Annotated in this window: 24 protein-coding genes; 15 read left to right on the top strand and 9 right to left on the bottom strand. The window is 65.5% G+C overall.

Annotation, left to right across the window (positions count from 1 at the left end; all coding sequences use genetic code 11):
* Positions 1 to 23: 23 nt before the first annotated feature.
* From ACIQTX_RS13765 to ACIQTX_RS13735, 7 genes are all read left to right on the top strand, one after another.
* Positions 24 to 629, top strand: coding sequence for an RNA polymerase sigma factor (locus ACIQTX_RS13765; protein ID WP_402972795.1), 606 nt, complete (start codon positions 24 to 26; stop codon positions 627 to 629).
* On the top strand, positions 604 to 1,704 hold the full coding sequence (locus ACIQTX_RS13760) for a hypothetical protein (protein WP_402972793.1): 1,101 nt from the start codon (positions 604 to 606) through the stop codon (positions 1,702 to 1,704). The genes ACIQTX_RS13765 and ACIQTX_RS13760 overlap by 26 nt, the downstream gene beginning before the upstream one ends.
* 72 nt (positions 1,705 to 1,776) lie before the next feature.
* Entirely contained in the window at positions 1,777 to 5,295 is a 3,519-nt protein-coding gene (dnaE, locus tag ACIQTX_RS13755; protein WP_028501528.1) for a DNA polymerase III subunit alpha, read from the top strand.
* Positions 5,296 to 5,366: 71 nt separating this feature from the next.
* Positions 5,367 to 6,560, top strand: coding sequence for a hypothetical protein (locus tag ACIQTX_RS13750; protein ID WP_402972791.1), 1,194 nt, complete (start codon positions 5,367 to 5,369; stop codon positions 6,558 to 6,560).
* A 1-nt stretch (position 6,561) separates the two neighbouring features.
* Positions 6,562 to 7,866 carry a histidinol dehydrogenase gene (hisD, locus tag ACIQTX_RS13745; protein WP_402972789.1) on the top strand — a complete coding sequence of 435 codons (1,305 nt, stop codon included), beginning with the start codon at positions 6,562 to 6,564 and terminating at the stop codon, positions 7,864 to 7,866.
* Between the two features lie 10 nt (positions 7,867 to 7,876).
* Positions 7,877 to 8,347 carry a transcriptional regulator NrdR gene (gene nrdR, locus ACIQTX_RS13740; protein WP_028501531.1) on the top strand — a complete coding sequence of 157 codons (471 nt, stop codon included), beginning with the start codon at positions 7,877 to 7,879 and terminating at the stop codon, positions 8,345 to 8,347.
* A gap of 10 nt (positions 8,348 to 8,357) precedes the next feature.
* The gene (locus tag ACIQTX_RS13735) at positions 8,358 to 9,395 is read left to right on the top strand and encodes a quinone-dependent dihydroorotate dehydrogenase (protein ID WP_105525729.1); all 1,038 of its coding nucleotides are present in this window, start codon (positions 8,358 to 8,360) and stop codon (positions 9,393 to 9,395) included.
* Here ACIQTX_RS13735 and ACIQTX_RS13730 read toward each other — a convergent pair.
* The gene (locus ACIQTX_RS13730) at positions 9,370 to 9,942 is read right to left on the bottom strand and encodes a DUF3043 domain-containing protein (RefSeq protein ID WP_105525730.1); all 573 of its coding nucleotides are present in this window, start codon (positions 9,940 to 9,942) and stop codon (positions 9,370 to 9,372) included. The two genes, ACIQTX_RS13735 and ACIQTX_RS13730, sit on opposite strands and share 26 nt — an antisense overlap.
* A gap of 46 nt (positions 9,943 to 9,988) precedes the next feature.
* On the opposite strand from ACIQTX_RS13730, the gene ACIQTX_RS13725 reads away from it, so the two are divergent.
* The 5 genes from ACIQTX_RS13725 to ACIQTX_RS13705 all read left to right on the top strand — a co-directional run bounded on the left by ACIQTX_RS13725 (position 9,989) and on the right by ACIQTX_RS13705 (position 15,044).
* Positions 9,989 to 11,392, top strand: a complete 1,404-nt coding sequence (locus tag ACIQTX_RS13725; RefSeq protein WP_402972786.1) for a dipeptidase — start codon at positions 9,989 to 9,991, stop codon at positions 11,390 to 11,392.
* A 70-nt stretch (positions 11,393 to 11,462) separates the two neighbouring features.
* A complete protein-coding gene (gene erpA, locus ACIQTX_RS13720) occupies positions 11,463 to 11,825 on the top strand; it encodes an iron-sulfur cluster insertion protein ErpA (protein ID WP_028501535.1) in 363 nt (120 codons plus the stop codon).
* 141 nt (positions 11,826 to 11,966) lie between these two features.
* A complete protein-coding gene (gene coxB / locus ACIQTX_RS13715; RefSeq protein ID WP_028501536.1) occupies positions 11,967 to 12,869 on the top strand; it encodes a cytochrome c oxidase subunit II in 903 nt (300 codons plus the stop codon).
* 3 nt (positions 12,870 to 12,872) lie between these two features.
* Positions 12,873 to 14,606 carry a cytochrome c oxidase subunit I gene (gene ctaD, locus ACIQTX_RS13710; protein WP_181156717.1) on the top strand — a complete coding sequence of 578 codons (1,734 nt, stop codon included), beginning with the start codon at positions 12,873 to 12,875 and terminating at the stop codon, positions 14,604 to 14,606.
* 3 nt (positions 14,607 to 14,609) lie between these two features.
* Complete coding sequence (locus ACIQTX_RS13705) at positions 14,610 to 15,044, top strand: cytochrome c oxidase subunit 4 (protein WP_028501538.1); 435 nt, start codon at positions 14,610 to 14,612, stop codon at positions 15,042 to 15,044.
* Positions 15,045 to 15,114: 70 nt separating this feature from the next.
* On the opposite strand, the gene ACIQTX_RS13700 is transcribed toward ACIQTX_RS13705, so the two are convergent.
* From ACIQTX_RS13700 to ACIQTX_RS13670, 7 genes are all read right to left on the bottom strand, one after another.
* A complete protein-coding gene (locus ACIQTX_RS13700) occupies positions 15,115 to 15,534 on the bottom strand; it encodes a rhodanese-like domain-containing protein (RefSeq protein WP_402972783.1) in 420 nt (139 codons plus the stop codon).
* Positions 15,535 to 15,636: 102 nt separating this feature from the next.
* Positions 15,637 to 16,152 (bottom strand): GNAT family N-acetyltransferase, encoded by a 516-nt coding sequence (locus ACIQTX_RS13695; protein ID WP_402972781.1) that lies wholly within the window; start codon positions 16,150 to 16,152, stop codon positions 15,637 to 15,639.
* A gap of 2 nt (positions 16,153 to 16,154) precedes the next feature.
* Positions 16,155 to 16,562 carry a RidA family protein gene (locus ACIQTX_RS13690; RefSeq protein WP_105525735.1) on the bottom strand — a complete coding sequence of 136 codons (408 nt, stop codon included), beginning with the start codon at positions 16,560 to 16,562 and terminating at the stop codon, positions 16,155 to 16,157.
* A gap of 82 nt (positions 16,563 to 16,644) precedes the next feature.
* Entirely contained in the window at positions 16,645 to 18,459 is a 1,815-nt protein-coding gene (locus ACIQTX_RS13685) for a cytochrome bc complex cytochrome b subunit (RefSeq protein WP_028501542.1), read from the bottom strand.
* The gene (locus tag ACIQTX_RS13680) at positions 18,456 to 19,532 is read right to left on the bottom strand and encodes a ubiquinol-cytochrome c reductase iron-sulfur subunit (protein WP_402972778.1); all 1,077 of its coding nucleotides are present in this window, start codon (positions 19,530 to 19,532) and stop codon (positions 18,456 to 18,458) included. The genes ACIQTX_RS13685 and ACIQTX_RS13680 overlap by 4 nt, the downstream gene beginning before the upstream one ends.
* A 36-nt stretch (positions 19,533 to 19,568) precedes the next feature.
* On the bottom strand, positions 19,569 to 20,369 hold the full coding sequence (locus ACIQTX_RS13675) for a c-type cytochrome (protein ID WP_028501544.1): 801 nt from the start codon (positions 20,367 to 20,369) through the stop codon (positions 19,569 to 19,571).
* Between the two features lie 20 nt (positions 20,370 to 20,389).
* Positions 20,390 to 20,947 carry a heme-copper oxidase subunit III gene (locus tag ACIQTX_RS13670; protein WP_258131215.1) on the bottom strand — a complete coding sequence of 186 codons (558 nt, stop codon included), beginning with the start codon at positions 20,945 to 20,947 and terminating at the stop codon, positions 20,390 to 20,392.
* Positions 20,948 to 21,235: 288 nt separating this feature from the next.
* Here ACIQTX_RS13670 and trpD point away from each other — a divergent pair, with 288 nt between their 5' ends.
* A complete protein-coding gene (gene trpD / locus ACIQTX_RS13665; protein WP_402972775.1) occupies positions 21,236 to 22,306 on the top strand; it encodes an anthranilate phosphoribosyltransferase in 1,071 nt (356 codons plus the stop codon).
* 2 nt (positions 22,307 to 22,308) lie between these two features.
* Positions 22,309 to 23,295, top strand: a complete 987-nt coding sequence (locus ACIQTX_RS13660) for a PHP domain-containing protein (RefSeq protein WP_402972773.1) — start codon at positions 22,309 to 22,311, stop codon at positions 23,293 to 23,295.
* Positions 23,296 to 23,315: 20 nt separating this feature from the next.
* Here the strand turns inward: ACIQTX_RS13660 and ACIQTX_RS13655 are convergent, their stop codons facing one another.
* Positions 23,316 to 24,254 (bottom strand): 5'-3' exonuclease H3TH domain-containing protein, encoded by a 939-nt coding sequence (locus ACIQTX_RS13655; RefSeq protein ID WP_402972771.1) that lies wholly within the window; start codon positions 24,252 to 24,254, stop codon positions 23,316 to 23,318.
* 86 nt (positions 24,255 to 24,340) lie between these two features.
* Here ACIQTX_RS13655 and ACIQTX_RS13650 point away from each other — a divergent pair, with 86 nt between their 5' ends.
* Complete coding sequence (locus tag ACIQTX_RS13650; RefSeq protein WP_402972769.1) at positions 24,341 to 25,066, top strand: hypothetical protein; 726 nt, start codon at positions 24,341 to 24,343, stop codon at positions 25,064 to 25,066.
* The last annotated feature ends 8 nt before the right edge of the window (positions 25,067 to 25,074 follow it).

Below are 25,074 nucleotides of genomic sequence, written 5' to 3'. Positions count from 1 at the left end.
CGCGTTCTGGGGCAATACATAGTGTGAGCACAGACAGCGAGATCATTCAGCGCTCGCTCGGGCAACCCCGAGCCTTCGCCGAACTGTTCGATCGGCATGCCAGGACTGTGGGCGGCTACGCCGCCCGCCGTCTCGGTGCCGATGCGGGCGAGGACATCCTCAGTGAGACGTTCCTGGTCGCGTTCGCACGGCGGAAGTCGTTCGACACGGCCTGGGACTCGGCGCTTCCCTGGTTGTACGGGATCGCGTCCCGTCTGATCAAGAAGCATCGGGCGCGCGAGGCCAAGCACCTGCGATCGAGTGCAGCATCAGCGGCGAGGGAAGAGCACATCTCCCACGGCGATCTGGACATGACGATAGCCCGCCTCGATGCCGAGATCTCCACGCGGGAGCTTGCGCCGTTGATCGCGTCGCTCTCGGCGAAGGATCGCGAGACGTTGCTGCTGTACGCATGGGGCGACCTCACCTATGAGGAGATCGCCATCGCTCTCAGCGTTCCGGTAGGGACAGTCCGATCGCGCATCAACCGCGTGCGGACCCGGTTGAACCCGGGCCGTGCGAACAGCCGGAATCGAGTCTTGAACGAGAAGGAAGGAGAGGTCGATGGACGTTTTCGAACGAGTGCGTGAGGTCAACCGGGGGGCTGGCCTGCCAGAGGAGCGGATCACCGCGGCGAGAGCGCGGCTTCTCACCGGGATCGACGAGGGGCGGAGTGTGGAGCGGAAACGGATCGCCCGGCGTCCGATGTTCATGATCGCCGGGGCCGTGGCCGGAGTGGCTGCGGTGACGGCCGGTGTCGTGGTGGTCAGTCAGCCGACGGCGCCGACCCCGAGCATCGAGGCGATCCCGCGGGAGAGCGTCCGACCGACGCCGCAGACGTCGCCGACACCGCAGCCCACTCCCACCTCGGGGACCACTGTCACAGAACCGTTCCCGGGCACGACCCCGCAGGCGGGGCAGTATCTCCGAATCGTGAACACGACGGAGTCTCTCACCTACCGGGACGACCGGTCTATCTACACGGCCTGGGGCGAGTCCGGGTTGAGCGGGGTGCAGCCGGTCTCGGCGCTAACGGTTCGCGAGGTGAGCGAGGTGTATGCGCCAGCTGATCGGACGACCGAGTGGTCCGGTCGGTACGGTTCCCAGGAACGCGTCGCCTACTTCCCGGAGAATCCGGGTCCGGATGGCGTGGCTGCATGGGATAGCCTCCTGCCGCCCACGTCGGGAGCGCACGAGTGGCGCAGCTTCGGAGGGATCGAAGTCGGCGTCTCTCCGCTGCTCGGCTCGGTGGAGTGGGCCGCCGCGTTCCCGCGGGACCCGCAGGCGCTTCTCGATTTCGCGCGCACGTACATGCGTGGCTACGAGCAGACCCCTGAGCAAGCGAGTGAGGCTGCGGTCGACACCCTCATCAACGTGCTGCGATCGAATCTCGCGCCCGCGGATCTCCGCCAGTCCGTACTGAAGGCACTCGACCTCGCCGGGGTCGGGACCTCGAAGGCCGACGGGGTGGTCACGTACCGGATGGTGTATGAGCACATGGACCACCGGACCGACACGATCTCCGTCGACACCGCGACGGGGTGGGCCACCGAGTACTCGTTGCGTTCGGATCGCGTCGATGCGGGACCACGGGAGATGGTCCCTCAGAGCGTGCCTGACATCCGGATGACGTTCTCCGTCTCCATCGTCGACTCCGCTCCGTAGCGCCATCACCTCCCGGCGACAGGGCCCCGACGCCGACCTCCGGTGTCGGGGCTCCGCCGTAGACTCGAAGGCATGGCATCCGACTCCTTCGTCCACCTGCATGTGCACAGCGAGTACTCGATGCTCGACGGTGCTGCGAAGATCAGCGCGATGACACAGGCGGCGGCCGACTACGGCATGCCGGCCATCGCTGTGACCGATCATGGCAACACTTTCGCTGCCTTCGAGTTCTACAAAGCCGCCAATGCTGCGGGCGTCAAGCCGATCATCGGCCTCGAGGCGTACATGACGCCCGGCACACACCGCAGCGACAAGACGCGTGTGCAGTGGGGTTCGCCCGATCAGAAGAGCGACGACGTCTCCGGTTCCGGTGCGTACACGCACATGACCATGTGGAGCCAGAGCACCGAAGGCATGCACAACCTCTTCCGGATCAGTTCCCGGTCGAGCCTTGAAGGCTACTACTTCAAGCCCCGCATGGACCGCGAGCTGCTCCAGACCTACGGTAAGGGGATCATCGCCACGACGGGGTGCCCGTCGGGCGAAGTGCAGACACGGCTCCGGCTGGGTCAGTACGATGCCGCGCGAGCGGCCGCAGCGGAGTTCCAGGACATCTTCGGCAAGGAGAACTACTTCGCCGAGATCATGGACCACGGTCTCTCGATCGAGCGACGGGTGATGACAGACCTCCTCCGCCTCGCGAAGGATCTGAACATCCCGCTCGTCGCCACCAACGACTCGCACTACACCCACCAGCACGAGGCCGATGCCCACGAGGCACTGCTGTGCGTGCAGTCCGGGTCGACGATGGACGACCCCAACCGGTTCAAGTTCGACGGCGACGGCTACTACATCAAGACGGCCGCCGAGATGCGGCAGCTGTTCCGCGACCACCCCGAGGCATGTGACAACACGCTGCTGATCGCAGAGCGTTGCGAAGTCGAGTTCAACACTGCGGCGAACTACATGCCGCGGTTCCCCGTGCCCGACGGCGAGACCGAAGACAGCTGGCTCATCAAAGAGGTCGAGACGGGCCTCCACTACCGGTATCCCGGCGGCATCCCCGACAAGGTGCGCAAGCAGGCCGAGTACGAGACCGGGATCATCCTGCAGATGGGCTTCCCCGGCTACTTCCTCGTCGTCGCGGACTTCATCAACTGGGCCAAGGACAACGGCATCCGCGTCGGTCCTGGCCGTGGCTCCGGTGCCGGTTCCATGGTCGCGTATGCGATGAAGATCACCGATCTCGACCCGCTCGAGCACGGCCTGATCTTCGAGCGGTTCCTCAACCCCGATCGTGTCTCGATGCCCGACTTCGACGTCGACTTCGATGATCGTCGCCGCGGCGAGGTCATCGACTACGTCACGGAGAAGTACGGCTCGGAGCGCGTCGCCCAGATCGTCACCTACGGCACCATCAAGTCCAAGCAGGCGCTGAAGGACGCCGGCCGTGTGCTCGGGTTCCCGTTCAGCATGGGGGAGCGGCTCACCAAGGCGATGCCGCCGCCCGTGATGGGCAAGGACATGCCCCTCGACGGCATGTTCGACTCGGCCCATCCTCGCTACAAAGAGGCGAGCGAGTTCCGTGCCCTGATCGACACCGATCCCGAGGCGAAGACGGTCTTCGACCGCGCTCTCGGTCTCGAGGGACTGAAGCGCCAATGGGGTGTGCACGCCGCCGGTGTGATCATGTCTTCCGATCCGCTGCTCGACATCATCCCGATCATGAAGCGCGAGCAGGACGGCCAGATCGTCACGCAGTTCGACTACCCGTCGTGCGAGTCGCTCGGTCTGATCAAGATGGACTTCCTGGGGCTCCGAAACCTCACGATCATCTCCGACGCGCTCGACAACATCCGGATGAACCGGGGTGAAGAACTCGACCTCGAGCACCTCGAACTCGACGACCGCGGCGCCTACGATCTCCTCGGCCGTGGTGAGTCGCTCGGGGTGTTCCAGCTCGACGGCGGGCCGATGCGCTCCCTCATGCGCCTCATGAAGCCCGACAACTTCGGTGACATCTCGGCCCTCATCGCGCTGTACCGTCCTGGCCCCATGGGCGCGAACTCGCACACGAACTACGCGCTCCGAAAGAACGGCCTGCAGCCGATCACCCCGATCCACCCCGAGTTCACAGAGTCGCTCGCCGACATCCTCGAGGAGTCGTACGGTCTGATCATCTATCAGGAGCAGGTCATGGCCATCGCCCAGCGCGTTGCCGGGTTCTCGCTCGGACAAGCCGACATCCTTCGTCGAGCGATGGGTAAGAAGAAGAAGTCCGAGCTGGACAAGCAGTTCGCGGGTTTCCAGAGCGGCATGCACGCGAACGGATACTCCGACGGCGCTGTCAACGCGCTCTGGGAGATCCTGCTGCCGTTCTCCGACTATGCCTTCAACAAGGCGCACTCGGCCGCGTACGGGGTGGTCTCGTATTGGACGGCCTACCTCAAAGCGCATTACCCCGCCGAGTACATGGCGGCGCTGCTCACCAGCGTGGGCGACTCCAAAGACAAGATGGCGCTGTATCTGAACGAGTGCCGCCGCATGGGCATCAAGGTGCTGCCGCCCGACGTGTCCGAATCGATCAACTTCTTCGCCGCAGTAGGCGACGACATCCGCTTCGGTCTCGGGGCCGTGCGCAACGTCGGCAGCAACGTGGTCGAGGGGATCGTCCAGTCCCGCAAGGACGAGCGCTTCACCTCGTTCCATCACTTCCTCGACAAGGTGCCGCTGCACGTGTCGAACAAGCGCACCGTCGAGTCGCTGATCAAAGCCGGAGCGTTCGACTCGATGGGAGATTCGCGTCGGGCGCTCATGGAGGTGCATGAAGACGCGGTCGAGGCGGCCGTCGATCGCAAGCGCAACGAGGCCCAAGGCGCCATCGGGTTCGACTTCGACAGCCTCTACGAGGGCATGGAAGAAGCGGCACCCGCCAAGGTTCCCGCCCGTCCTGAGTGGATCAAGAAGGACAAGCTCGCGTTCGAGCGAGAGATGCTCGGCCTCTACGTGTCGGACCACCCGCTCGCGGGGCTCGAGGTCCCGCTCGCGAAGCATGCATCGATCTCGATCCATGACTTGAACAACTCCGAAGACATGCAAGATGGCGACCAGGTGACGGTGGCCGGTCTCGTGACCAGCGTGCAGCACCGCGTCGCCAAGGCCAGCGGCAATCCCTACGGCATGATCACTGTCGAGGACTTCAACGGTGAGGTCACCGTGATGTTCATGGGCAAGACCTATACCGAGTTCCAACACACACTGCAGCAGGATGCGATCCTCGCAGTACGTGGCCGCGTGTCCCGACGTGATGACGGGCTCAACCTTCATGCCCAGTCGGCGTTCTCTCCCGACGTCGGATCCTTCGACGCCGCCGGTCCGTTGGCGCTGGTGCTCGCGGAGCAGCGTGCGACCGAGCGGGTGATGATGGAGCTCGCCGAGGTACTGCGCCGACACAACGGCGACACCGAGGTGCTGCTTCGCGTGCACCGCGGCGGAACAGCGAAGGTCTTCGAGGTGCCGATGCCGGTCAAGGTCTCCGCCGACTTGTTCGGTGACCTCAAGTCACTGCTCGGACCCACCTGTCTGGGGTGAGCGGGTAGGATCGTGAGCCGTCGGCAGAACGACGATCCCGCGTCGAGCACTGTGACGAAAGGACCTACCCCATGAGCACGGATCTTCCTGAAGCGGAGCCGGAAGACACGGTTTTCAGCGACGAGGACGGCGTCCTCTACGACGAAGAGGTAACCCCTGAGTTCGGCATCCTCGGATTCACGCTGCGTGAGCTGCTCATCGTCGGCGTCTGGGTGCTGTCGTTCGTCTTCTCCTTCTTCCCGCTGATCGGCGACCTCTCGCTGTGGGGCGTGGGCATCCAGTGGGTCCTTCCGGTGGCGTTGCCGACTGTCGCGGTGTTCCTCCTGATCCTGCGCCGTTTCTCGCCCGATGGCATCAGGAGAGTCGGCTCATTGGGCATCGACCAGTTCGCCTCGGTCGCGTTCTCCGTGTCCGCCGTCGTCTGGGCCGGGAGCCTGTGGCTCGCGATCTCAGCCTTGATCTCCACCGGACACTGGAGCCTCCCGTGGAACGGGGTCGCGATGGTCGTCACGTCGCTGGCCCTCGTCGCTCTCACGGTGTTCGCCCCGATCATTCCCGGGCTGAAGGATGACTTCCACGGTCGTCTCGTGACTCTCGCCCACCGCAACGCCAATCCCGTGCGCCCCGTCATCGCCCGGCCGCGTCCGGAGCCCGCCGCTGCACCTGTCGTCGAAGAACCCGCATCGAGCGTCGAAGGACCGACGGACGTCATCGTGGACGCTTCCGTGATTCCTCCCGTCGCACACCTCGACATCGATGACTCGAACCGACAGGCGACCGACGAGATCGCACGTTTCGACCTGGCCGAGCAGGTGCCGCTCACAGCACACGCCTCGGGCGGAGGAATCGGCACCGAGCAAGGCGTATCCGACGAGGAGTACGTGCCCACCTACTCGCGGCGCTCCCGTGGACAGGAGCCGGAGATCGTCTCGGATACCGGAAGCATCGAGTCGCTGCTGGAAACCGCGGCGACCTATGAGACCGGTGGTGTCGCGGATGATGCCGACCCCCTCCTCGAGGAGCGACTCGCAGATGCTGACCTCGACGCGACGAACCCGCGAGAGGCAGCTCCGGCCGCCCAGCCGTTCTGGATTCTCGCGCCGTCAGAGCGCGACGTCCATGATGAACGCGGCGAACCGCTCTTCCGCATCGGCCCGAATGCCTGGGCGCTCGTGATCGAAGACCGAGGGGGTGCGTTCGTCGTGCGACATGATGACGGACGGATCGGATACCTCCACGACATCTCCGACATCACGAAGGGCTGAAATGCGCACGATCGATCTGCGAGGGCGAGAGCTCTCGCCCGCAGACATGCTCGCTGCAGTGCCGCGGGCCACGCAGGCCCGCGCCGAGGCGCTCGACACCGCTGCACGTATCGTCGAGGACGTACGAGAGCGTGGCGAAGTCGCCCTGCGCGAGCAGGCGGAACGCTTCGACGCGGTCTCGGATCACGCCGTGCGGATTCCCGCCGAGCACATCACCGAGGCGCTGACCGAACTCGCTCCTGAGGTTCGGAGCGCGCTCGAGGAGGCCATCCGCCGTGTGCGGCTCGCCTCAGCCGCACAGGTGCCCGCCACGCAGGTGACCCGGATCGGCGACGGCGCCGTCATCACGCAGCGCTGGCAGCCGGTGCACCGTGTCGGGGTCTACATCCCCGGAGGCAAGGCGGTCTATCCGTCCAGCGTGATCATGAACGTCGTCCCTGCGCAGGTCGCCGGTGTCGAGCAGATCGCGCTGGCTTCGCCCCCGCAAGCCGATCAGGGTGGACGGATCCACCCGACGATCCTTGCGGCGGCTGGACTGCTGGGCGTCACCGAGGTGTACGCGATGGGCGGAGCCGGAGCGATCGGCGCGTTCGCGCACGGTGTTCCGTCGCTCGGCCTCGACCCGGTCGATGTCGTGTCCGGTCCTGGAAACAACTACGTCGCCTCAGCCAAGCGTGCAGTCGCCGGTGTCGTCGGAACAGACTCGGAAGCGGGGGCGACAGAGATCCTGGTCGTGGCCGACGCCGCAGCTGATCCTCGTCTCATCGCGGCCGACCTCGTCAGCCAGGCCGAGCACGACGAACAGGCATCCGCGGTTCTGGTCACCGATGCGGTGCAGGTCGCCGAACGGGTCGCCGTCGAGGTGGAACGGCTCGCCACCGCCACCAGGCACAGCGAGCGCGTGGCCGCCGCCTTGTCCGGACCGCAGTCAGCGATCGTGCTCGTCGATGACCGCATCATGGCGACCGCGTTCAGCAACGCCTACGCGCCGGAGCACCTCGAACTGCACCTCGTCGATGCCGAAGAAGCGGCATCGGCCTTCACGAGTGCCGGGGCCGTGTTCGTCGGCGATCAGACCCCGGTCAGCCTCGGCGACTACATGGCCGGCAGCAACCACGTGCTGCCCACCGGGGGACAGGCCCGCTACGCTCCCGGTCTCGGTTCGTACACATTCCTCCGCCCGCAGCAGGTGATCTCCTACGACAGGGCTGCGCTTGCAGCCGTGCGCGCCGGCGTGGTCGCCCTTGCGAACACCGAGGTGCTCCCTGCGCACGGCGAGGCGATCGAGGCCCGCTTCACCGCGTAGGATCGGTCAGATGCACTGCCCCTTCTGTCGTCACTCCGACTCTCGCGTCATCGATTCGCGCACCAGCGACGACGGGCTCTCGATCAGACGGCGCCGTCAGTGCCCGGAGTGCGGGGGCCGTTTCACGACCACCGAGACTGCCAGCCTCAACGTCATCAAACGTTCTGGTGTGATGGAGCCGTTCAGTCGGGAGAAAGTCATCACCGGTGTGCGGAAGGCCTGTCAGGGTCGCCCGGTGACCGAGGGTGACCTCGCCGTGCTCGCGCAGCGCGTCGAGGAGGCTGTTCGGCAGACCGGTGTCTCGCAGCTCGACACGAACGAGATCGGCCTTGCGATCCTCGGTCCGCTGCGAGAGCTCGATGAGGTCGCGTTCCTACGATTCGCCAGCGTCTACCAGGCGTTCGACTCGCTCGAGGATTTCGAGGCCGCTATCACCGATCTGCGGGCCGACCACACGAAGCGGGAGTCCGAGGACCGGTAATCTTGCAGTGATGTATCCGCTGCTCTTCCGCGCTGTCCTCTCGCGCTTCGACCCCGAGTTCGCCCACCATGCAGGTATGGCGGTGATCCGTGTGCTCGGCACGCCCCCGTTCTCCTGGGCGACGCGGGCGGTCACTCGCCCCGACCCTTCGCTCCGGGTGGAGACGCTCGGGCTCACGTTCCCCTCGCCGTTCGGCGTGGCCGCGGGTTTCGACAAGAACGCGGTCGGTGTGCGCGGTCTCGCCGCCCTCGGCTTCGGGCACGTGGAGGTCGGCACGGTGACGGCGGTCCCTCAGGAGGGAAACCCGAAGCCGCGTCTTTTCCGTCTGATCGCGGATCGTGCAGTCATCAACCGGATGGGCTTCAACAACGCCGGCGCAGATGCAGCGGCTCGTCGTCTCGCCCGGCTTCGTCGGGGCGCTCCTGACACGGTGATCGGTGTCAACATCGGGAAGAGCCGGGTGGTCGAGGTCGAGAACGCGACCGCAGACTATGTGGCCTCAGCGACCCGACTCGCCCCTCTTGCCGACTATCTGGCAGTGAACGTGTCATCCCCGAACACCCCGGGCCTGCGTGGCCTGCAGGCCGTGGAGACGCTAGCGCCGCTGCTTCGCGCCGTTCGCGAAGCCTCAGGGACCACCCCGCTGCTGGTCAAGATCGCGCCCGATCTTCCCGACGAGGAGATCTCGGCGATCGCGAAGATGGCTGTGGCCGAGGGGCTCGCGGGCATCATCGCGCACAACACCACGATCAGCCGAGACGGCCTGCTCACCGATGCTGCGACGGTCGAGGCAGCAGGAGCAGGCGGGCTTTCCGGCGCGCCGTTGAAGGAGCGCTCGCTCGAAGTCCTCCGAGTCGTGCGCGAAGCGGTGCCGGCAGACTTCTGCGTGATCGCGGTCGGCGGGGTCGAGACTCCGGCCGACGTTCAGGAACGCCTCGATGCCGGTGCGACCCTGGTTCAGGGCTACACCGCTTTCCTGTACCGCGGCCCGTTCTGGGGTCGCGAGATCAACAGGGGACTGGTCAGTCGGGGTACTGTCCGCGCTTGACCTGCGGCTTCGGAAGGCGCATGAAACGCATCTGCAGGGCGCGCATCGCGGCATACCAGCCGAGGCCGCGCTCGAGGCGATCCTTGCCGAACTTCGCCGCGACCTTGCGCTTGACCCGCATGCCGAGCAGGACCATGCCTCCGATGGCGATCACCAAGTACCCCATCATCACGATGTAGGCGTAGAACGAGATGACAGAGCTTGCCGGCACGAGCGAGGCGAGGATGACGAGCACCATGACGCCCATCACGAACTCGGCCGGGTGCCAGCCCGCGTCGACGTAGTCGCGCACCCAACGGCGCTGCGGACCCTTGTCGCGGACCGGGAGGTACTTCTCCTCGCCGGCAGCCATGCCGGCCTGTGCTTTGGCGCGGCGCTCGTTGAGGTCGGCTTTGGCGGCGGCCTTCGCTTCCTTCGTGTTGGCGACGAGGGGGCGGCGGCGGGCCGCTTCCTGCTCAGCACGAGTCGGCGTCGCGCGCCCCTTGCCGCTTGCCGACGTCTCGGAGGCGTCGTCGTTCGTCGATGGGGAGGCAGGGGTAATGGCCACGGAGTTCCTCGGTTCGCTGACGGGAGATCACCTTAAGATTACTCGCATGACCTCTCCTGTTCTTCCCAGTGACTCCGACGACGCCGTCCTCGAGGCCGTAGCCACCGGTATCCCGTCAGCGCTGTCCGATCTCGGCCACCTCGTGCGCATCCCCGGGATGGCCTGGCCGGCGTTCGATCAGACCCAACTGGAGCGCAGCGCCGAAGCCGTCGCGGCGTTGGCAGCGGGCACCGGAGTATTCGACGAGGTCCGAGTGCTTCGTTCCGGGATCCCCGGCACCGACGAGCAGGGACAGCCGGCCGTTCTCGCAACGCGCAAGGCCCGCAACGGCAAGCCGACGATCCTCCTCTACGCGCACCACGACGTGCAGCCTCCGGGGGATGACGCGTTGTGGGAGACACCGCCGTTCGAACCGACGGTGCGCGATGGCCGCCTCTACGGTCGCGGCGCGGCGGATGACAAGGCCGGGATCATGGCGCACATCGCGTCGATCCGTGCGGTGAGCGAGGTGCTCGGAGATGACCTCGACCTCGGCATCGCGATGTTCATCGAAGGTGAGGAGGAGTACGGGTCCCGTTCGTTCGCCCAGTTCCTCTCCGACAACAAGGAAGCGCTGCGGGCCGATGCCATCGTCGTGGCCGACTCCGGCAACTGGGATTCCGCCACGCCGGGCCTCACCGTCTCCCTGCGAGGCAACGCGCGATTCACGATGCGCGTGCGCACACTCGATCACGCCTCCCACTCCGGAATGTTCGGAGGCGCCGTGCCCGACGCGATGATGGCGACGGTCACGCTGCTGTCCACCTTGTGGAACGCCGACGGCTCGGTCGCCGTCCAGGGTATGACCGAGCGCGATGCGCCCACCCCCGACTACACCGAGGCGACGCTTCGCGACGAGGCCGGATTGTTGCCCGCCACCACACCGATCGGCGACGGGACGATTCTCAGCCGGATCTGGAACAAGCCGTCGGTGACCGTGATCGGCATCGATGCCACGAGCGTCGCCGCGGCCTCGAACACTCTGCTTCCTGAAGCGACGGTCGTGATCAGCGCTCGCGTTGCCCCGGGGCAGACCGGGAAGGATGCGTACGAGGCGCTCGAGAGCCACCTTCGCGCGCACGCGCCCTTCGGCGCAGAGCTCACCTTCTCGGACGTCGATCTCGGCGACGGTTTCCTGGTCGACACCAGCGGATGGGCGGTGGCGTTGACACGCGACGCGATGCGCGACGGCTACGGAGTTCCGCCCATCGATCTGGGAGTGGGTGGTTCGATCCCGTTCATCGCCGATCTGGTGCGCGAGTTCCCGACCGCGCAGATCTTGGTAACCGGGGTGGAAGACCCTCATTCGCGGGCTCACAGTCCCAACGAGTCGCTCCACCTCGACACCTTCCGCCACGCGGTCGCGACCGAGGCGTTGCTGCTCACTCGAATGAATGCCACAGAACTCTGAGCCTCACAGGATCCGCGGCGGTAGAATCGTCCGAGAAGCCGTGCACCTGCGGCCCGTCACAAGGAGCGACATGAGCGACACCACACTCTCCCCGGAGACCACCCGCGCACACGGCGTCACCCTGACCGATGCTGCCGCCACGAAGGTGAAGAACCTTCTCGAGCAGGAGGGGCGCGAAGATCTTCGTCTGCGCGTCGCCGTGCAGCCCGGCGGGTGCTCTGGCCTGATCTACCAGCTGTACTTCGACGAGCGCTACCTCGAGGGCGACGAGACGGTCGACTTCGACGGCGTCGAGGTGATCATCGACAACATGAGTGTTCCGTACCTCGACGGCGCGGCGATCGACTTCAAGGACACGATCTCCGAGCAGGGGTTCACGATCGACAACCCCAATGCAGCGGGCAGCTGCGCCTGCGGCGACAGCTTCCACTGACTCTCGCTTCTGCGGTCACGGCCGCCGTCACCACTGGTGACGGCGGCCGTTCCGCTTCCAGAACCTGCGTGGTTGGCATGAATCAGGTGTGAGGTTGCCCTAGACTTGGGTGTGCTCTGTTCGCGATCTGAAAGGTGCATCGTGCCCTCGAAACGCAGCCTTCGTTGGGCCGCCCTCCCCGTGGGAGTTGCGGCAGCCTTGGCCCTGGCGGGATGTTCTCCCACCGAGCTGAACGGCTTTCTTCCGGGCTTCGTGGAGGGTGGCCCCGCAGCCACCAATCAGACCGAGCGCGTCTCGTCGCTCTGGGTGAACTCCTGGATCGTGCTGCTGGCCGTCGGCATCATCACCTGGGGCCTGATGGCCTGGGCCGCGATCGCCTACCGCCGTCGCAAGGGTCAGACCGGCCTGCCGGTGCAGATGCGCTACAACATGCCGATCGAGATCTTCTACACGATCGTGCCGCTCATCCTCGTGCTGGGGATGTTCTTCTTCACCGCTCGCGATCAGACGGAGATCGAGGCCAAGTGGGACGAGCCCGACGTCGAGATCACCGCGATCGCCAAGCAGTGGGCGTGGGACTTCCAGTACGACGGAGACCAGAAGGACAACTCCGACGCCGTCTGGACGATGGGTATCCAGGCTCAGCCTGACAAGGACGGCAACATCGACCAGGCTGAGCTGCCCACGCTGGTGCTCCCGGTCGATCAGAAGGTCACGATCAACCTGAAGTCCCGTGACGTCATCCACTCCTTCTGGATCATCGACTTCCTCTACAAGAAGGACATGTTCATCGGGAAGGACAACTCCTGGTCGTTCATCCCGACGCGTGAGGGAGAGTACGCCGGCAAGTGCGCCGAGCTCTGCGGTGAGTATCACTCGATGATGCTGTTCAACGTGAAGGTCGTCTCGCAGGCTGAGTACGACGCCTACCTCGCCTCGCTCGAGGAAAAGGGCAACACCGGCGACATCACCGGAGCCTACGACCGTCTCTCGAACTTCCCTGGGACAACCCCGAAGACCGACACCGAGGAAGGAGGGGAGTAAGTCATGTCGACCACAGAAGCTCCCCGTACCGACGAGACCCCCGGGTCGCGCCCCAACGCTCTGCCCGCCCGCCAGGCCGCTCTCATGAGCTCCTCGCGTGTCGAGCAGAAGGGGAACATCGTCGTCAAGTGGATCACCTCCACGGACCACAAGACCATCGGGTACATGTACCTGATCGCGTCGGTGATGTTCTTCCTGCTCGGCGGTGTGATGGCACTCGTCATCCGCGCCGAGCTGTTCGCGCCGGGAATGCAGATCATCCCGACGAAGGAGCAGTACAACCAGCTGTTCACGATGCACGGCACGATCATGCTGCTGATGTTCGCGACACCGTTGTTCGCGGGCTTCGCGAATGCGATCCTGCCGTTGCAGATCGGTGCTCCTGACGTCGCCTTCCCGCGTCTGAACGCCTTCGCCTTCTGGCTCTTCCTCTTCGGCTCCACGATCGCGGTCGCCGGCTTCCTCACCCCGCAGGGTGCGGCTTCCTTCGGATGGTTCGCCTATCAACCTCTGGCAGGAGCATCGTTCTCCCCGGGAGCGGGTGGCAACCTCTGGATGGTCGGCCTCGGCATCTCGGGTTTCGGAACGATCCTCGGTGCCGTCAACTTCATCACCACGATCATCACCATGCGAGCTCCTGGCATGACGATGTGGCGCATGCCGATCTTCACGTGGAACACGCTCATCACGAGCCTCCTGATCCTGATGGCGTTCCCGGTGCTCGCAGCGGCCATCTTCGCGGCCGCCGCAGACCGCATCCTGGGTGCGCACATCTACGACCCGGCCAATGGCGGAGTCCTGCTCTGGCAGCACCTCTTCTGGTTCTTCGGTCACCCTGAGGTGTACATCATCGCGCTGCCGTTCTTCGGTATCGTCTCGGAGATCTTCCCGGTCTTCAGCCGCAAGCCAATCTTCGGTTACAAGACCCTGGTCTATGCGACGATCGCCATCGCGGCGCTCTCCGTCGCGGTGTGGGCTCACCACATGTACGTCACCGGTTCAGTGCTGCTGCCGTTCTTCGCGCTCATGACGATGCTCATCGCTGTGCCGACAGGCGTGAAGATCTTCAACTGGATCGGCACGCTCTGGCGAGGGTCAGTGACGTTCGAGACGCCGATGGTCTTCGCTCTCGGCTTCCTGGTGTCGTTCGTGTTCGGTGGTCTGACCGGTGTGATCCTCGCGGCCCCGCCGCTGGACTTCGCGCTCTCCGACTCGTACTTCGTGGTCGCCCACTTCCACTACGTGGTGTTCGGCACCGTGGTGTTCGCCATGTTCGCCGGCTTCTACTTCTGGTGGCCGAAGTGGACAGGGCGCATGCTGAACGAGCGTCTCGGCTACGTGCACTTCTGGTTGCTGTTCATCGGTTTCCACATGACGTTCCTCATTCAGCACTGGCTGGGTGTCGACGGCATGGTGCGTCGCTACGCGGACTACTCGGAAGCTGACGGCTGGACCTGGCAGAACCAGGTCTCGACGATCGGTGCGATCATCCTCGGCGCCTCGATGCTGCCGTTCTTCCTGAACGTGTGGATCACGGCCCGCAAGGCTCCGAAGGTCACGGTCAACGACCCGTGGGGCTATGGTGCATCGCTCGAGTGGGCCACATCGTGCCCGCCGCCGCGACACAACTTCACGTCGATCCCGCGCATCCGCAGCGAGCGTCCCGCGTTCGATCTGAATCATCCCGAGGCTGCTGAGTTCGCGACCACGGCTCCCGGCGAGCGAGAGGCCCACTAAGTCATGCGCGACAACGTCATTCTCTGGTGGGTCCTGACGGCCTTCTTCGCCCTCGTCGGTGTCGTCTACACGGGCTGGCACATCCTTGCTACGCCCTCGGACAACTTCGCAATGCGGATCGAGTGGGTCGGCACGGTCGCGCTGTTCTTCGCCGCCTTCATGGCAGCGATGATCGCTTTCTATCTCGATCGCACGCACAAGGCACAGCAGGGTGAGCTGCCCGAAGACATCCTGACCGCCGACATCGATGACGGTGACCCGGAGCTCGGCGAGTTCAGCCCGTGGTCCTGGTGGCCCATGGTCCTCGCCGCCTCGGCCGGGGTCTTCGTGGTCGGACTCGCGGTGGGGCACTTCCTCCTCCCGATCGGTATCGCGATCTTCGTCGTCGCGATCGTCGGCTGGGTGTACGAGTACTACCGCGGCAACTTCGCCCGCTGACGCAGCCGCATACGAAGAAGGCCCTCGGATTCGTCCGAGGGCCTTCTTCGTATGCGGCGGAGGGCCGTGGTCAGGCGCGAGTGCGGATACGGGCGATCCCGGTCAGCGGATCCACGGGACGGTGGTGGGTGCCGTCGGCGTCTTCGACCGCATAACCCTCGCGGACCCAGTACTCGAAGCCGCCGATCATCTCTCGCACCTTGTATCCCAGACGCGCGAATTCGAGCGCACCCTTCGCGCCCGCGTTGCATCCAGGACTCCAGCAGTAGACGACGATCTCCGCGTCGGCTGGCACTTCGATCGGCGCGCGTGAGGCGATCTCGCTGTAGTGCATGTGCACGGCTCCTGCGACCCGTCCTTGAGCCCACGCCTCATCAGACCGGACGTCGATGACGAAGATGTTCTCGCCGGCCTTCTGCGCGGCATGAACATCGCTGGGGTCGGTCTCATAGGTCAACTTGGCCGTGTAGAAGTCGGTGCGATCGATCATGGCTTCAGCCTAAGCAGCGGCCGTTCGTCGCACCCAGCAGATTTCCGTCGCTCTACGTGCGAATGCTGTCAGTACGACGCACCGACTGTCAGCGCTTGAGTGTCACAGCACGGCGGTCATCTGTACTCGTGCACCGAACTCGAAGAGCCCGAGAGCCTCTTCTACCCGCACGAGGCCGATGAGCAATGGCGTCTGAGGCTCGGTCGTGACGAAGCCGCAGGTCTCGTAGAACGGAGCATTCCAAGGTACGTCGACGTAGGTGCGGAGCGTGATCTCGTGGTGCCCGCGGCGGCGGGCTTCCGCAAGTGCACCCTCGACGAGCTGACGCCCGATGCCGCGTCGACCGAACGAGGGAAGTACCGAAAGCTGTTCGAGGTGGGCGTGCCCGTCGAGATCGAGGACATGTACGAACCCGACGACCATAGGGGCGGCTGTCGCGTCTCCTGAGTGCTCGGCTACGAGGACGAATCCGGGCGCGGACGCGCGATCGTCGGCTGGAGTCGGGGGAGGCCAGTCGACGGCGCCGAAGCGATCGACGAGAAGGGCATCTGCCGCGGTTTCGATCTGTTCGGTCGCTGCGGCATCGTCCGCTCGAGCTGGTCGCAGATGGATCTCCATGATCAGTCTGCGGCGACGGCGGCGATCGCTTCGATCTCCACGAGCTGGTGGTCGTAGCCGAGGACGGTGACGCCCAGGAGTGTGCTGGGGACGTCGTGCGCGCCGAACGCGGCATGAATCACATCCCAGGCCGTGACGAGGTCGGCCTGTGCGGAGGAGGCCACCAGCACGCGTGTGCTGATGACATCCGTGAGGGTCGCACCGGCGACGTCGAGTGCCGCCTTGAGCGTCTCCACACATCTTGCCGCCTGAGCCGCGTAGTCGCCCGGCGCCGCAGTCGTCCCGTCGTCATTGAGCGGGCATGCTCCGGCAAGGAAGATCAGTCGGGAACCGGTCGGTGCTGTCGCGGCATAGGCGTAAGGAGCATCGGCGAGGGCGGAGGCGCGGATCAGCTGGACGACGGATGACATGGTGGTTTGATCCTTTCATGCAGGGATAACGATGAAGGCCCCGTCCGTGTGGACGAGGCCTTCATCAGCAGGGGAGTGGCGGCTACTCGCCGTCTTCCGACTTCTTGTTGCGAGGCTTCTTCACCGGCTCGGTGGCGATCACCGTGCTCGGAGTGTTCGGCGTCTCGTCGACGTGCGTCTCATCGACCGTGAGCGGGGCGTCGGGGAATCCTGCACGCTCGTGAGCGCCCTGGATCTCTGCGGCCTCGGTCTCATCGTTGTGAGCTGTGACGTGGTTCTGGTGCGCGTCTGCGGCTTCGACCTCGGCCTGCGTGAGCGGTGCGAGGCGGTCCTCGAAGAACCAGCGGGAGATCGATGAACGGAGGTTCTCCGTCCACGGGATGCGTCCCTTGGCATTCGGGCGGACCACGAGGGGCTCGTAGCCGTCGACGTCGATGAGCTTCCAGCGGTCGTACTTGTCGACCGGCTGGTGCACCTCGATGAACTCGCCGCCGGGGAGGCGGACGATGCGCCCGGACTCGAAGCCGTGCAGCACGATCTCGCGGTCCTTCTTCTGCAGCGCGATGCAGATGCGCTTGGTGACGAAGTAGCCGAGGATCGGGCCCAGGAACAGCAGCGCCTGCAGGGTGTGGATGACCCCCTCCATCGTGAGCATGAAGTGCGTCGCGATGAGGTCGGAGGATGCGGCAGCCCACAGGACGGCGTAGAAGATGACGCCGGCAACACCGATCGCCGTGCGCGTCGCCGCGTTGCGGGGGCGCTGTGCGAGGTGGTGCTCACGCTTGTCGCCGGTGAGCCACGCCTCGAGGAAGGGGTAGATCGCGACGGCGACGATGAAGAGACCGAGTACCAGGACCGGTGCGATGATTCCGAACGACCAGGTGTGGTCGAGGAACACGATGTCCCAGTTCGACGGTGCCAGACGCAACGCGCCGTCGGCGAAGCCGATGTACCAGTCCGGCTGCGTACCGGCGGAGACAGGGGAGGGGTCGTACGGGCCGTAGTTCCAGATCGGGTTGATCTGGAAGAACGTCGCTATCAGCACGATGGTGCCGAACACGATGAACAGGTAGCCGCCCATCTTGGACATGTAGACCGGCATCATCGGGTAGCCCACGACGTTGTCGTTCGTGCGGCCGGGGCCAGCGAACTGCGTGTGCTTGTTGATGATCATGAGCATCAGGTGCACGACGATGAGCGCGATCACGAGCATCGGCAACAGCAGGATGTGCAGTGTGTAGAGGCGTCCGACGATGTCGGTACCCGGGAACTCACCACCGAACAGCAGGAACGAGGTCCACGTGCCGATGAGGGGGAGGCCCTTGATCATGCCGTCGATGATGCGCAGGCCGTTACCCGAGAGCAGATCGTCCGGCAGCGAGTAGCCGGTGAAGCCCTCAGCCATCGCCAGGACGAACAGCACGAAGCCGATCACCCAGTTCAGCTCGCGGGGCTTGCGGAAGGCACCGGTGAAGTACACGCGAAGCATGTGCACGCCGATGCCGGCGATGAAGACGAGCGCGGCCCAGTGGTGGATCTGACGGACCAGGAGGCCGCCTCGCAGGTCGAACGAGATGTGCAGCGACGACTCGAGGGCCGCGGACATCTCGATACCACGCATCGGTGCGTATGCGCCGGTGTAGTGGGTCTCGACCATGGACGCCTGGAAGAAGAAGGTCAGGAAGGTGCCCGAGATGAACACGACGACGAAGCTCCACAGAGCGATCTCGCCGAGCATGAACGACCAGTGATCGGGGAAGATCTTGCGTCCGAGCTCCTTGACGAAGCCGGAGAGGCTGGTGCGCTCATCGATGTAGTTCGACGCGGCACCGACGAAGCGACCGCCGAGGGGCGCCTTGGTGTCTTTGTCCTCTTTGGACAGCGTTGCGGTGCTCAATGGCGCTCCCAGAAGCTCGGGCCGACGGGTTCCTTGAAGTCGCTGCGTGCGACCAGGTAGCCCTCGTCATCGACGGTGATGGGCAGCTGCGGCAGCGGACGTGCCGCCGGGCCGAAGATGACCTTTGCGTGGTCCGTGACGTCGAACTGCGACTGGTGGCACGGGCACAGCAGGTGGTGAGTCTGCTGCTCGTACAGAGCCACAGGGCATCCGACGTGCGTGCAGACCTTGGAATAGGCGACGATGCCGTCGTAGGACCAGTCCTTGCGGTCCTCGGCCTCGATCAGCTGCTCGGGGCGCAGACGCATCATCAGGACGATGGCCTTGGCCTTCTCCTCGAGGTAGCCGTCGCTGTGGCTGAGCGTCGCGAGCTCTTCCGGGATCACGTGGAATGCGGAACCGAGGGTCACGTCCGCTGCGCGGATCGGGGTGCCGTCGGGGTCGCGCACCAGGCGGGCGCCCTTGTCCCACATCGTGTGCTTGAGCAGCACGACCGGGTCACCCGCGGTGGGGTCTTCCGGCGTCGAATGCGGTGCGAGGCCACGGAACAGCGTGACACCGGGGATGATCGAGGCGACGAGCGCGGCGAACAGCGAGTTGCGGATCACCGCACGGCGTCCGAAGCCGGACTCCTCGTTCGCGTCGGAGAACGCCTGGATGGCGGCCTCGCGGGTCGAGTCCTTGCCACGGGTGGGGTGGCGGTGCTCGATGAACTCCTTGTCGGACATCAGCGCCTTGGACCAGTGGATGGCACCGATGCCGAGGGCCAGCAGCGCCAGAGCGATGCCGAGACCGATGAAGAGGTTGTTCTGCCGGATGTCGATGAGCGCGCCGCTCTCGATCGGGAACAGCATGTAGGCGGCGACCGCCCAGATGCTGCCGGCGAGGGAGAGGTAGAACAGCGTGTAGACAGTGCGGACAGCGGCCTTCTCAGCGCGCGGGTCCTTGTCGGTCATCCGCTCGCGATGCGGCGGAAGCCCGGGGTTCTGCACGGGATCGCTGACTGCGACACCCAGCCCCGGAGAGGGCTGGTAGGCCCTGTCAAGAGCCTGCGAGTCGTCGTCGTGTGCCATGGTGCTCCTCGTACGTTCCTCTTCGATGATTAAGCGTCAGTTGGACTTCGCCGTGATCCACACGGTGACGGCGACGAGCGCGCCGATACCGAAGATCCAGACGAACAGGCCCTCGGAGACCGGCCCGAGCGAACCGAGCGAGAATCCGCCGATCTGCACGGACTGCTGCTGGAAGAGCAGCGCCGAGATGATGTCGCGCTTGTCTTCGTCGGACAGGTTCATGTCGCCGAAGACCGGCATGTTCTGCGGGCCGGTGACCATGGCCGCGTACATGTGCAGCGCGCTGGTCTCGCTGAGCCCCGGGGCGTACTTGCCCTCGGTGAGCGCTCCACCGGCGGCCGCCACGTTGTGGCACATCGCGCAGTTGACGCGGAACAGCTCTGCGCCGTTCGCGACATCGCCCTTGCCGTCGAGGATGCCCTCATGCGGGAAGGTCGGGCCGGGGGCCTCGGACTGCACGAAGGACGAGATCGCCAGGATCTGGTCTTCGGTGAACTGCGGTGCCTTCTGCGGAGCCTGCGGTCCCTGCATCTGCAGGGGCATGCGGCCCGTCGACAGCTGGAACTCTGTCGCCAGCTCGCCCACGCCGTAGAGGCTCGGACCGTTGGCGGTTCCTTGCAGGTCGAGACCGTGACAGGTGGCGCAGTTGGCCGTGAACAGCTTCTCGCCGTCTTCGACCGTCAGCTGGGTGGTCGCGGACTGCGTGTCGGACGCAGCGAACGCTGCGGACGCACCTGCGTACACGGCGCCCGTGATCATGAGGCCTGCTCCGATGAGCGCGGCCGCCGCCAAAGGGCTGCGACGACCGCTGGAACGGCGCTTCTTCTCTCGTGCCATCTCGGGGATCAGCTCCGCTCTTATTTCAGGAAGTAGATAACGAGGAACAGCACGATCCAGACGACGTCGACGAAGTGCCAGTAGTAGGACACCACGATCGAGGAGGTCGCCTCCTTGTGCCGGAAGTTCTTGACGGCGTACGCACGGCCGATGACGAGCAGGAACGCGACGAGGCCACCCGTGACGTGCAGGGCGTGGAAGCCCGTCGTCAGGTAGAACGCGGAGGCGTACGAGTCTGCGTTGATCGGCATGCCTTCAGCGACGAGCTGTGCGTACTCCCACACCTGGCCGGAGACGAAGATCGCGCCGAGGGCGAAGGTGAGGAAGAACCACTCGACCATTCCCCAGCCGAAGAGGCGACGGCGTCCGGCGCCGTTCTTCTGGCCCTTGCCGATCTTGTAGGGCTGCAGGTCTTCTGCCGCGAACACGCCCATCTGGCACGTGAACGAGGAGAGGACGAGGATCAAGGTGTTCACTGCGGCGAACGGGACGTTCAGCAGCTCGGTCCGGTCTGCCCACAGCTCGGGTGAGGTGCTGCGGAGGGTGAAGTAGATCGCGAAGAGTCCCGCGAAGAACATCACCTCACTGCCGAGCCACACAATGGTGCCGACAGCTACCGGGTTGGGCCGCTTGATCGTTCTCGCCGCCGGGGCATACGTCGCTGAGGTCGTCACCCCTCCATTATGGCCGATCCGCGGGCGTGATTCTTGCACCGACGGCCCTCGAATTGCCGGTCGGTGACTTAGGGGACCCTAAGAAAACACTGCGAATACCCGGTGAATCCGCGGGAAACAAGGGGTGGGCGCGAAGTGCACATGCGTTCGGAAGCATCTGCATGTTTTCTCCGCGCCGATAGGATCGCACACATGGCTGATTCGCTGACCTGGTCCGACGTGCTCACCTCGCTTCTGGAGCGTCGTGACCTCAGCATCTGGGAGTCCACATGGGCGATGCGTCAGATCATGCAGGGCAATGTGACCGAGGCTCAGCTGGCGGGCTTCCTCGTCGCGCTCCGTGCGAAGGGCGAGACGATCGACGAGATCGTCGGGTTCCGTGACGCGATCCTCGAGGCGGCCGTCCCCCTCCCCGTCTCACCCAACGTGCTCGACATCGTCGGAACCGGTGGAGATCGTGTCGGCACGGTGAACGTCTCCACCACAGCGGCGATCATCATCGGCGCCACCGGGGTGCCGGTCGTGAAGCACGGGAACCGGGCCGCGAGTTCCGCATCGGGCTCCTCCGACGTCCTCGGCGCGCTCGGTCTCGAGTTGTCGCTCGATCCGGCAGGCGTGGCCTCCATCCTCGACCGCACGGGCATCACGTTCGCCTGGGCGGGCGCGTTCCACCCCGGGTTCAAGCACGCAGGCCCTGTCCGAGCAGAGCTCGGCATTCCCACCGTGTTCAACATGCTCGGTCCGCTCTGCAACCCCGCTCGCGCGGAGGCCAACGCCGTGGGCGTCGCGCAGATCGAGCGCGTTCCGTTGATCACCGGTGTGTTCAGGACCCGTGGCGCCACGGCTCTCGTCTTCCGTGGTGACGACGGACTCGATGAACTCACGACGACAGGGCACAGTCGTATCTGGGAGGTCACTCGAGGAGACATCCACGAACACGACCTCGACCCTCGCGACCTCGGAATCCCGGTCGCCGATCTCGCAGACCTCATCGGCGGATCACCGCAGCACAATGCGGACATCCTCCGCCGCACGCTCTCGGGTGAGACCGGTGCCGTGCGGGACATCGTGCTGCTCAACGCGGCCGCGGGCATCGTCGCGTTCGAACTCTCCCAGGATGCCGCCCAGGTGCAGCGGCCCATCCTCGAGCGGCTGCGCGCCGGGTACGACAAGGCGTCGGCGGCCGTGGACGACGGCCGTGCGCTGGCGAAGCTCGATCAGTGGATCGCCGTGAGCCGTGAGCTGGCGGCTCCCCAGGCCTGATCATGGACCCCGTCGACGCGCTGTTGGAGATCGCCTCTCTGCTGGAGCGCGAGCGGGCATCGCGATATCGCGCGAAGGCCTTCCGCCAGGCGGCCGCGACGCTGCAGGATCTGCCCGAGGACGTCAGGAGCGATCCCACGAGGCTGCGGGCGGCGAAGGGGATCGGCGAATCAACGTTCGCGGTGATTCGCCAGGCGCAGGCCGGACACGTGCCGGAGTACCTGATCGAGCTGCGAGGCGACGTCGAACCTGAGCGGGTCTCGGCACTTCGGGCCAAGCTCCGTGGCGACCTGCACGCGCACACCGACTGGTCGGATGGCACCACTCCGATCTCGGTGATGGCCGCGGCCGCGCGGGCCCAGGGGCATGAGTATCAGGCGATCACCGATCATTCGCCCAGGCTGCGGGTGGCGCGGGGGCTCTCCGCCGAGCGGCTTCGCGAGCAGATGCCGTTGGTGCGGGCCGAGTCCGGCGACGGCTTCACCCTGCTCGCCGGGATCGAGGTCGACATCCTCGAAGACGGAGCTCTCGACCAGGAGGACTCGCTGCTGGGTGAGCTCGACATCGTCGTGGCATCGGTGCATTCGAAGTTGCGCATGGACGCGCGCCCGATGACGGCACGGATGATCGCGGCCGTGTCACACCCACGAGTCAATGTCCTCGGGCACTGCACGGGGCGCCTCGTGCAGGGCGACCGCGGGACGCGTCCGCAGTCGGAGTTCGATGCGGCGGCGGTCTTCGCCGCATGTGCGGAGAACGGCGTGGCCGTCGAGATCAATTCGAGGCCGGAGCGACAGGACCCGCCGGACGAGTTGATCTCAATCGCGTTGGACGCGGGATGCCTGTTCTCGATCGATTCGGACGCTCACGCGCCCGGTCAGCTCTCGCTGCTCGATCACGGCGCGGAACGGGCGGAGCGTGCCGGGATTCCGGCATCGCGGATCGTGACGACCTGGGGCCTCTCCCGGCTGATGGCCTGGGCGGAGTAGACCGCTACGGGCCTCCGCGGTCAGCGCACCGCCAGTGCCGCGTTCGACACGGCTGTGATCGCGCGAGTCATGGAGCCGCCGAGGTTCCACTTCTCGGCGAGAGCAGCTGCCGCATCCGCTTCGGCGGGATCGAGCACCCGCAGCGGAACACCGGGGTCGCTGATCGGGAGCGATGTCGCGACCGCGACCACGGTCGGTGCGACATCGAGGTACGCCGAGGCGGCGAGGATCTTCGCGCGCACGCCGGCGCTCATGCCCTCGCCCGCTTCTGCAGCGGCACGAATGCCCTCGAGGTCGCTGTGCGTCTGCAGCAGTGTCGCCGCCGTCTTCTCGCCGACGCCTGCGACACCGGGGAGACCATCTGAGGCATCACCGCGCAACGTGGCGAAATCGGCGTACTGCGAGGGGAGCACCCCGTATTTGGCGACCACGGTCGCGTCGGTCACGATCTCGAGATTGCTCATGCCCCGAGCGGTGTAGATGACGCGGACGTCGCGGGCGTCGTCGACGAGCTGGAACAGATCGCGGTCGCCTGTCACGATGTCGACCGGCATCGTGGCGTCGGTCGCGAGGGTGCCGATGACATCATCGGCTTCGTGCTCGGCGATCCCGATGATGGGGATGCCGATGGCGGCGAGCGTCTGGCGGATGAGCGGGATCTGCGCCTCGAGAGGGTCGGGGACCTCTTCGACGTCAGGTCCGCTGACGACGACCTCGACGACGCGGTGTGACTTGTAGCTGGGGATGAGGTCGACGCGCCACTGCGGACGCCAGTCGTCGTCCCAACAGGCGATCACATGAGTGGGCTGGTAGAGCGTGACGAGCTTGGCGATGATGTCGAGCAGACCGCGCGCGGCGTTGATGGGCGAGCCGTCTGGCGCGGTCACCTTGTCTGGAACGCCGTAGAAGGCGCGGAAGTAGAGGCTGGCGGTGTCGAGCAGCATGAGGCGATCGGTCACGAACGACAGTCTGGCACGGTGATGCGACGCCGGCATGGCGGCATCCGGCGTCTGAGACGATCCGGGTGGTCGCGACACTCGCAGGTATGACAGCTCCTCTTCGTGCATTCTCCTCACTTGTCGCCGGTGGGTTGGCGCTCGCTCTCGTGCTGGCCGGATGCACTTCTGCTGCCGGAGGTTCTCCTGCGCCGGAATCGACAGCCGACCAGAACGCTTCCGATTCCTCGTATGCGCCGCTGGCGGCCTGGCTCGATTCGACGTCGTTCGTGTTGAAGGTCTGGGGCGATGCGTGTGCGCCGCAGATCGGGGATCTCATCGTGGGGGAGCAGTCGCTCGAGATCGTGCTCGTCGATGGCGAAGATGAAGTGTGTGCGGCGGTGCAGACGGCTCACGGCATCTACCTCGGCCTGCCTGCTTCGTTCGACTCATCGCGCGCGGTCGAGTTGATCGTTACCGACGCAGGAGGGCAGACGACGGAGCTCACGCTGCCAGGGCTCGCGGCGGGAGAGATCATCCCGGCGGACCGGATGCCTGCGCAGACGCCTGCGGCGACGTGGATCGACGACGATGAGCTGGCGATCCTGACCTGGGGCTCGTCGACATGCATGCCGGGTTCCGGCACGTTCGAGGCTGTCAGTGAGACGGAGGGAATCGTCCGGCTGGAATCGACGACGGACGGGATCTGCACGATGGATCTGGTGCCGCAGATCGCGTTCGTGCCGGCGGCGGACGTCGCGGCAGACGCCGCGCTGACGCTGGAGGACCATGTCGGTGCCGATGGCGGGCCCGTCGTCCTGACGGTTGTGAAGTAGGCCCCTTC

The sequence above is a fragment of the Microbacterium sp. NPDC090281 genome (genome assembly GCF_044769635.1).
Classification (GTDB): domain Bacteria; phylum Actinomycetota; class Actinomycetes; order Actinomycetales; family Microbacteriaceae; genus Microbacterium.
The sequence above is the reverse complement of the archived record's forward strand: the minus strand, read 5'-3'. Positions and strand labels throughout refer to the sequence as shown.

Coding starts and splice junctions, on each gene's coding strand:
- ACIQTX_RS13680 (WP_402972778.1), bottom strand. CDS start 19,532: ATGGCACACGACGACGACTCGCAGGCTCTTGACAGGGCCTACCAGCCC.
- hisD (WP_402972789.1), top strand. CDS start 6,562: ATGCGCACGATCGATCTGCGAGGGCGAGAGCTCTCGCCCGCAGACATG.
- dnaE (WP_028501528.1), top strand. CDS start 1,777: ATGGCATCCGACTCCTTCGTCCACCTGCATGTGCACAGCGAGTACTCG.
- ACIQTX_RS13735 (WP_105525729.1), top strand. CDS start 8,358: ATGTATCCGCTGCTCTTCCGCGCTGTCCTCTCGCGCTTCGACCCCGAG.
- trpD (WP_402972775.1), top strand. CDS start 21,236: ATGGCTGATTCGCTGACCTGGTCCGACGTGCTCACCTCGCTTCTGGAG.
- ACIQTX_RS13700 (WP_402972783.1), bottom strand. CDS start 15,534: ATGATCGATCGCACCGACTTCTACACGGCCAAGTTGACCTATGAGACC.
- ACIQTX_RS13670 (WP_258131215.1), bottom strand. CDS start 20,947: ATGTTCTTCGCGGGACTCTTCGCGATCTACTTCACCCTCCGCAGCACC.
- ACIQTX_RS13650 (WP_402972769.1), top strand. CDS start 24,341: ATGACAGCTCCTCTTCGTGCATTCTCCTCACTTGTCGCCGGTGGGTTG.
- ACIQTX_RS13705 (WP_028501538.1), top strand. CDS start 14,610: ATGCGCGACAACGTCATTCTCTGGTGGGTCCTGACGGCCTTCTTCGCC.
- ctaD (WP_181156717.1), top strand. CDS start 12,873: ATGTCGACCACAGAAGCTCCCCGTACCGACGAGACCCCCGGGTCGCGC.
- nrdR (WP_028501531.1), top strand. CDS start 7,877: ATGCACTGCCCCTTCTGTCGTCACTCCGACTCTCGCGTCATCGATTCG.
- ACIQTX_RS13760 (WP_402972793.1), top strand. CDS start 604: ATGGACGTTTTCGAACGAGTGCGTGAGGTCAACCGGGGGGCTGGCCTG.
- ACIQTX_RS13750 (WP_402972791.1), top strand. CDS start 5,367: ATGAGCACGGATCTTCCTGAAGCGGAGCCGGAAGACACGGTTTTCAGC.
- ACIQTX_RS13675 (WP_028501544.1), bottom strand. CDS start 20,369: ATGGCACGAGAGAAGAAGCGCCGTTCCAGCGGTCGTCGCAGCCCTTTG.
- ACIQTX_RS13660 (WP_402972773.1), top strand. CDS start 22,309: ATGGACCCCGTCGACGCGCTGTTGGAGATCGCCTCTCTGCTGGAGCGC.
- ACIQTX_RS13690 (WP_105525735.1), bottom strand. CDS start 16,562: ATGTCATCCGTCGTCCAGCTGATCCGCGCCTCCGCCCTCGCCGATGCT.
- ACIQTX_RS13725 (WP_402972786.1), top strand. CDS start 9,989: ATGACCTCTCCTGTTCTTCCCAGTGACTCCGACGACGCCGTCCTCGAG.
- ACIQTX_RS13695 (WP_402972781.1), bottom strand. CDS start 16,152: ATGGAGATCCATCTGCGACCAGCTCGAGCGGACGATGCCGCAGCGACC.
- erpA (WP_028501535.1), top strand. CDS start 11,463: ATGAGCGACACCACACTCTCCCCGGAGACCACCCGCGCACACGGCGTC.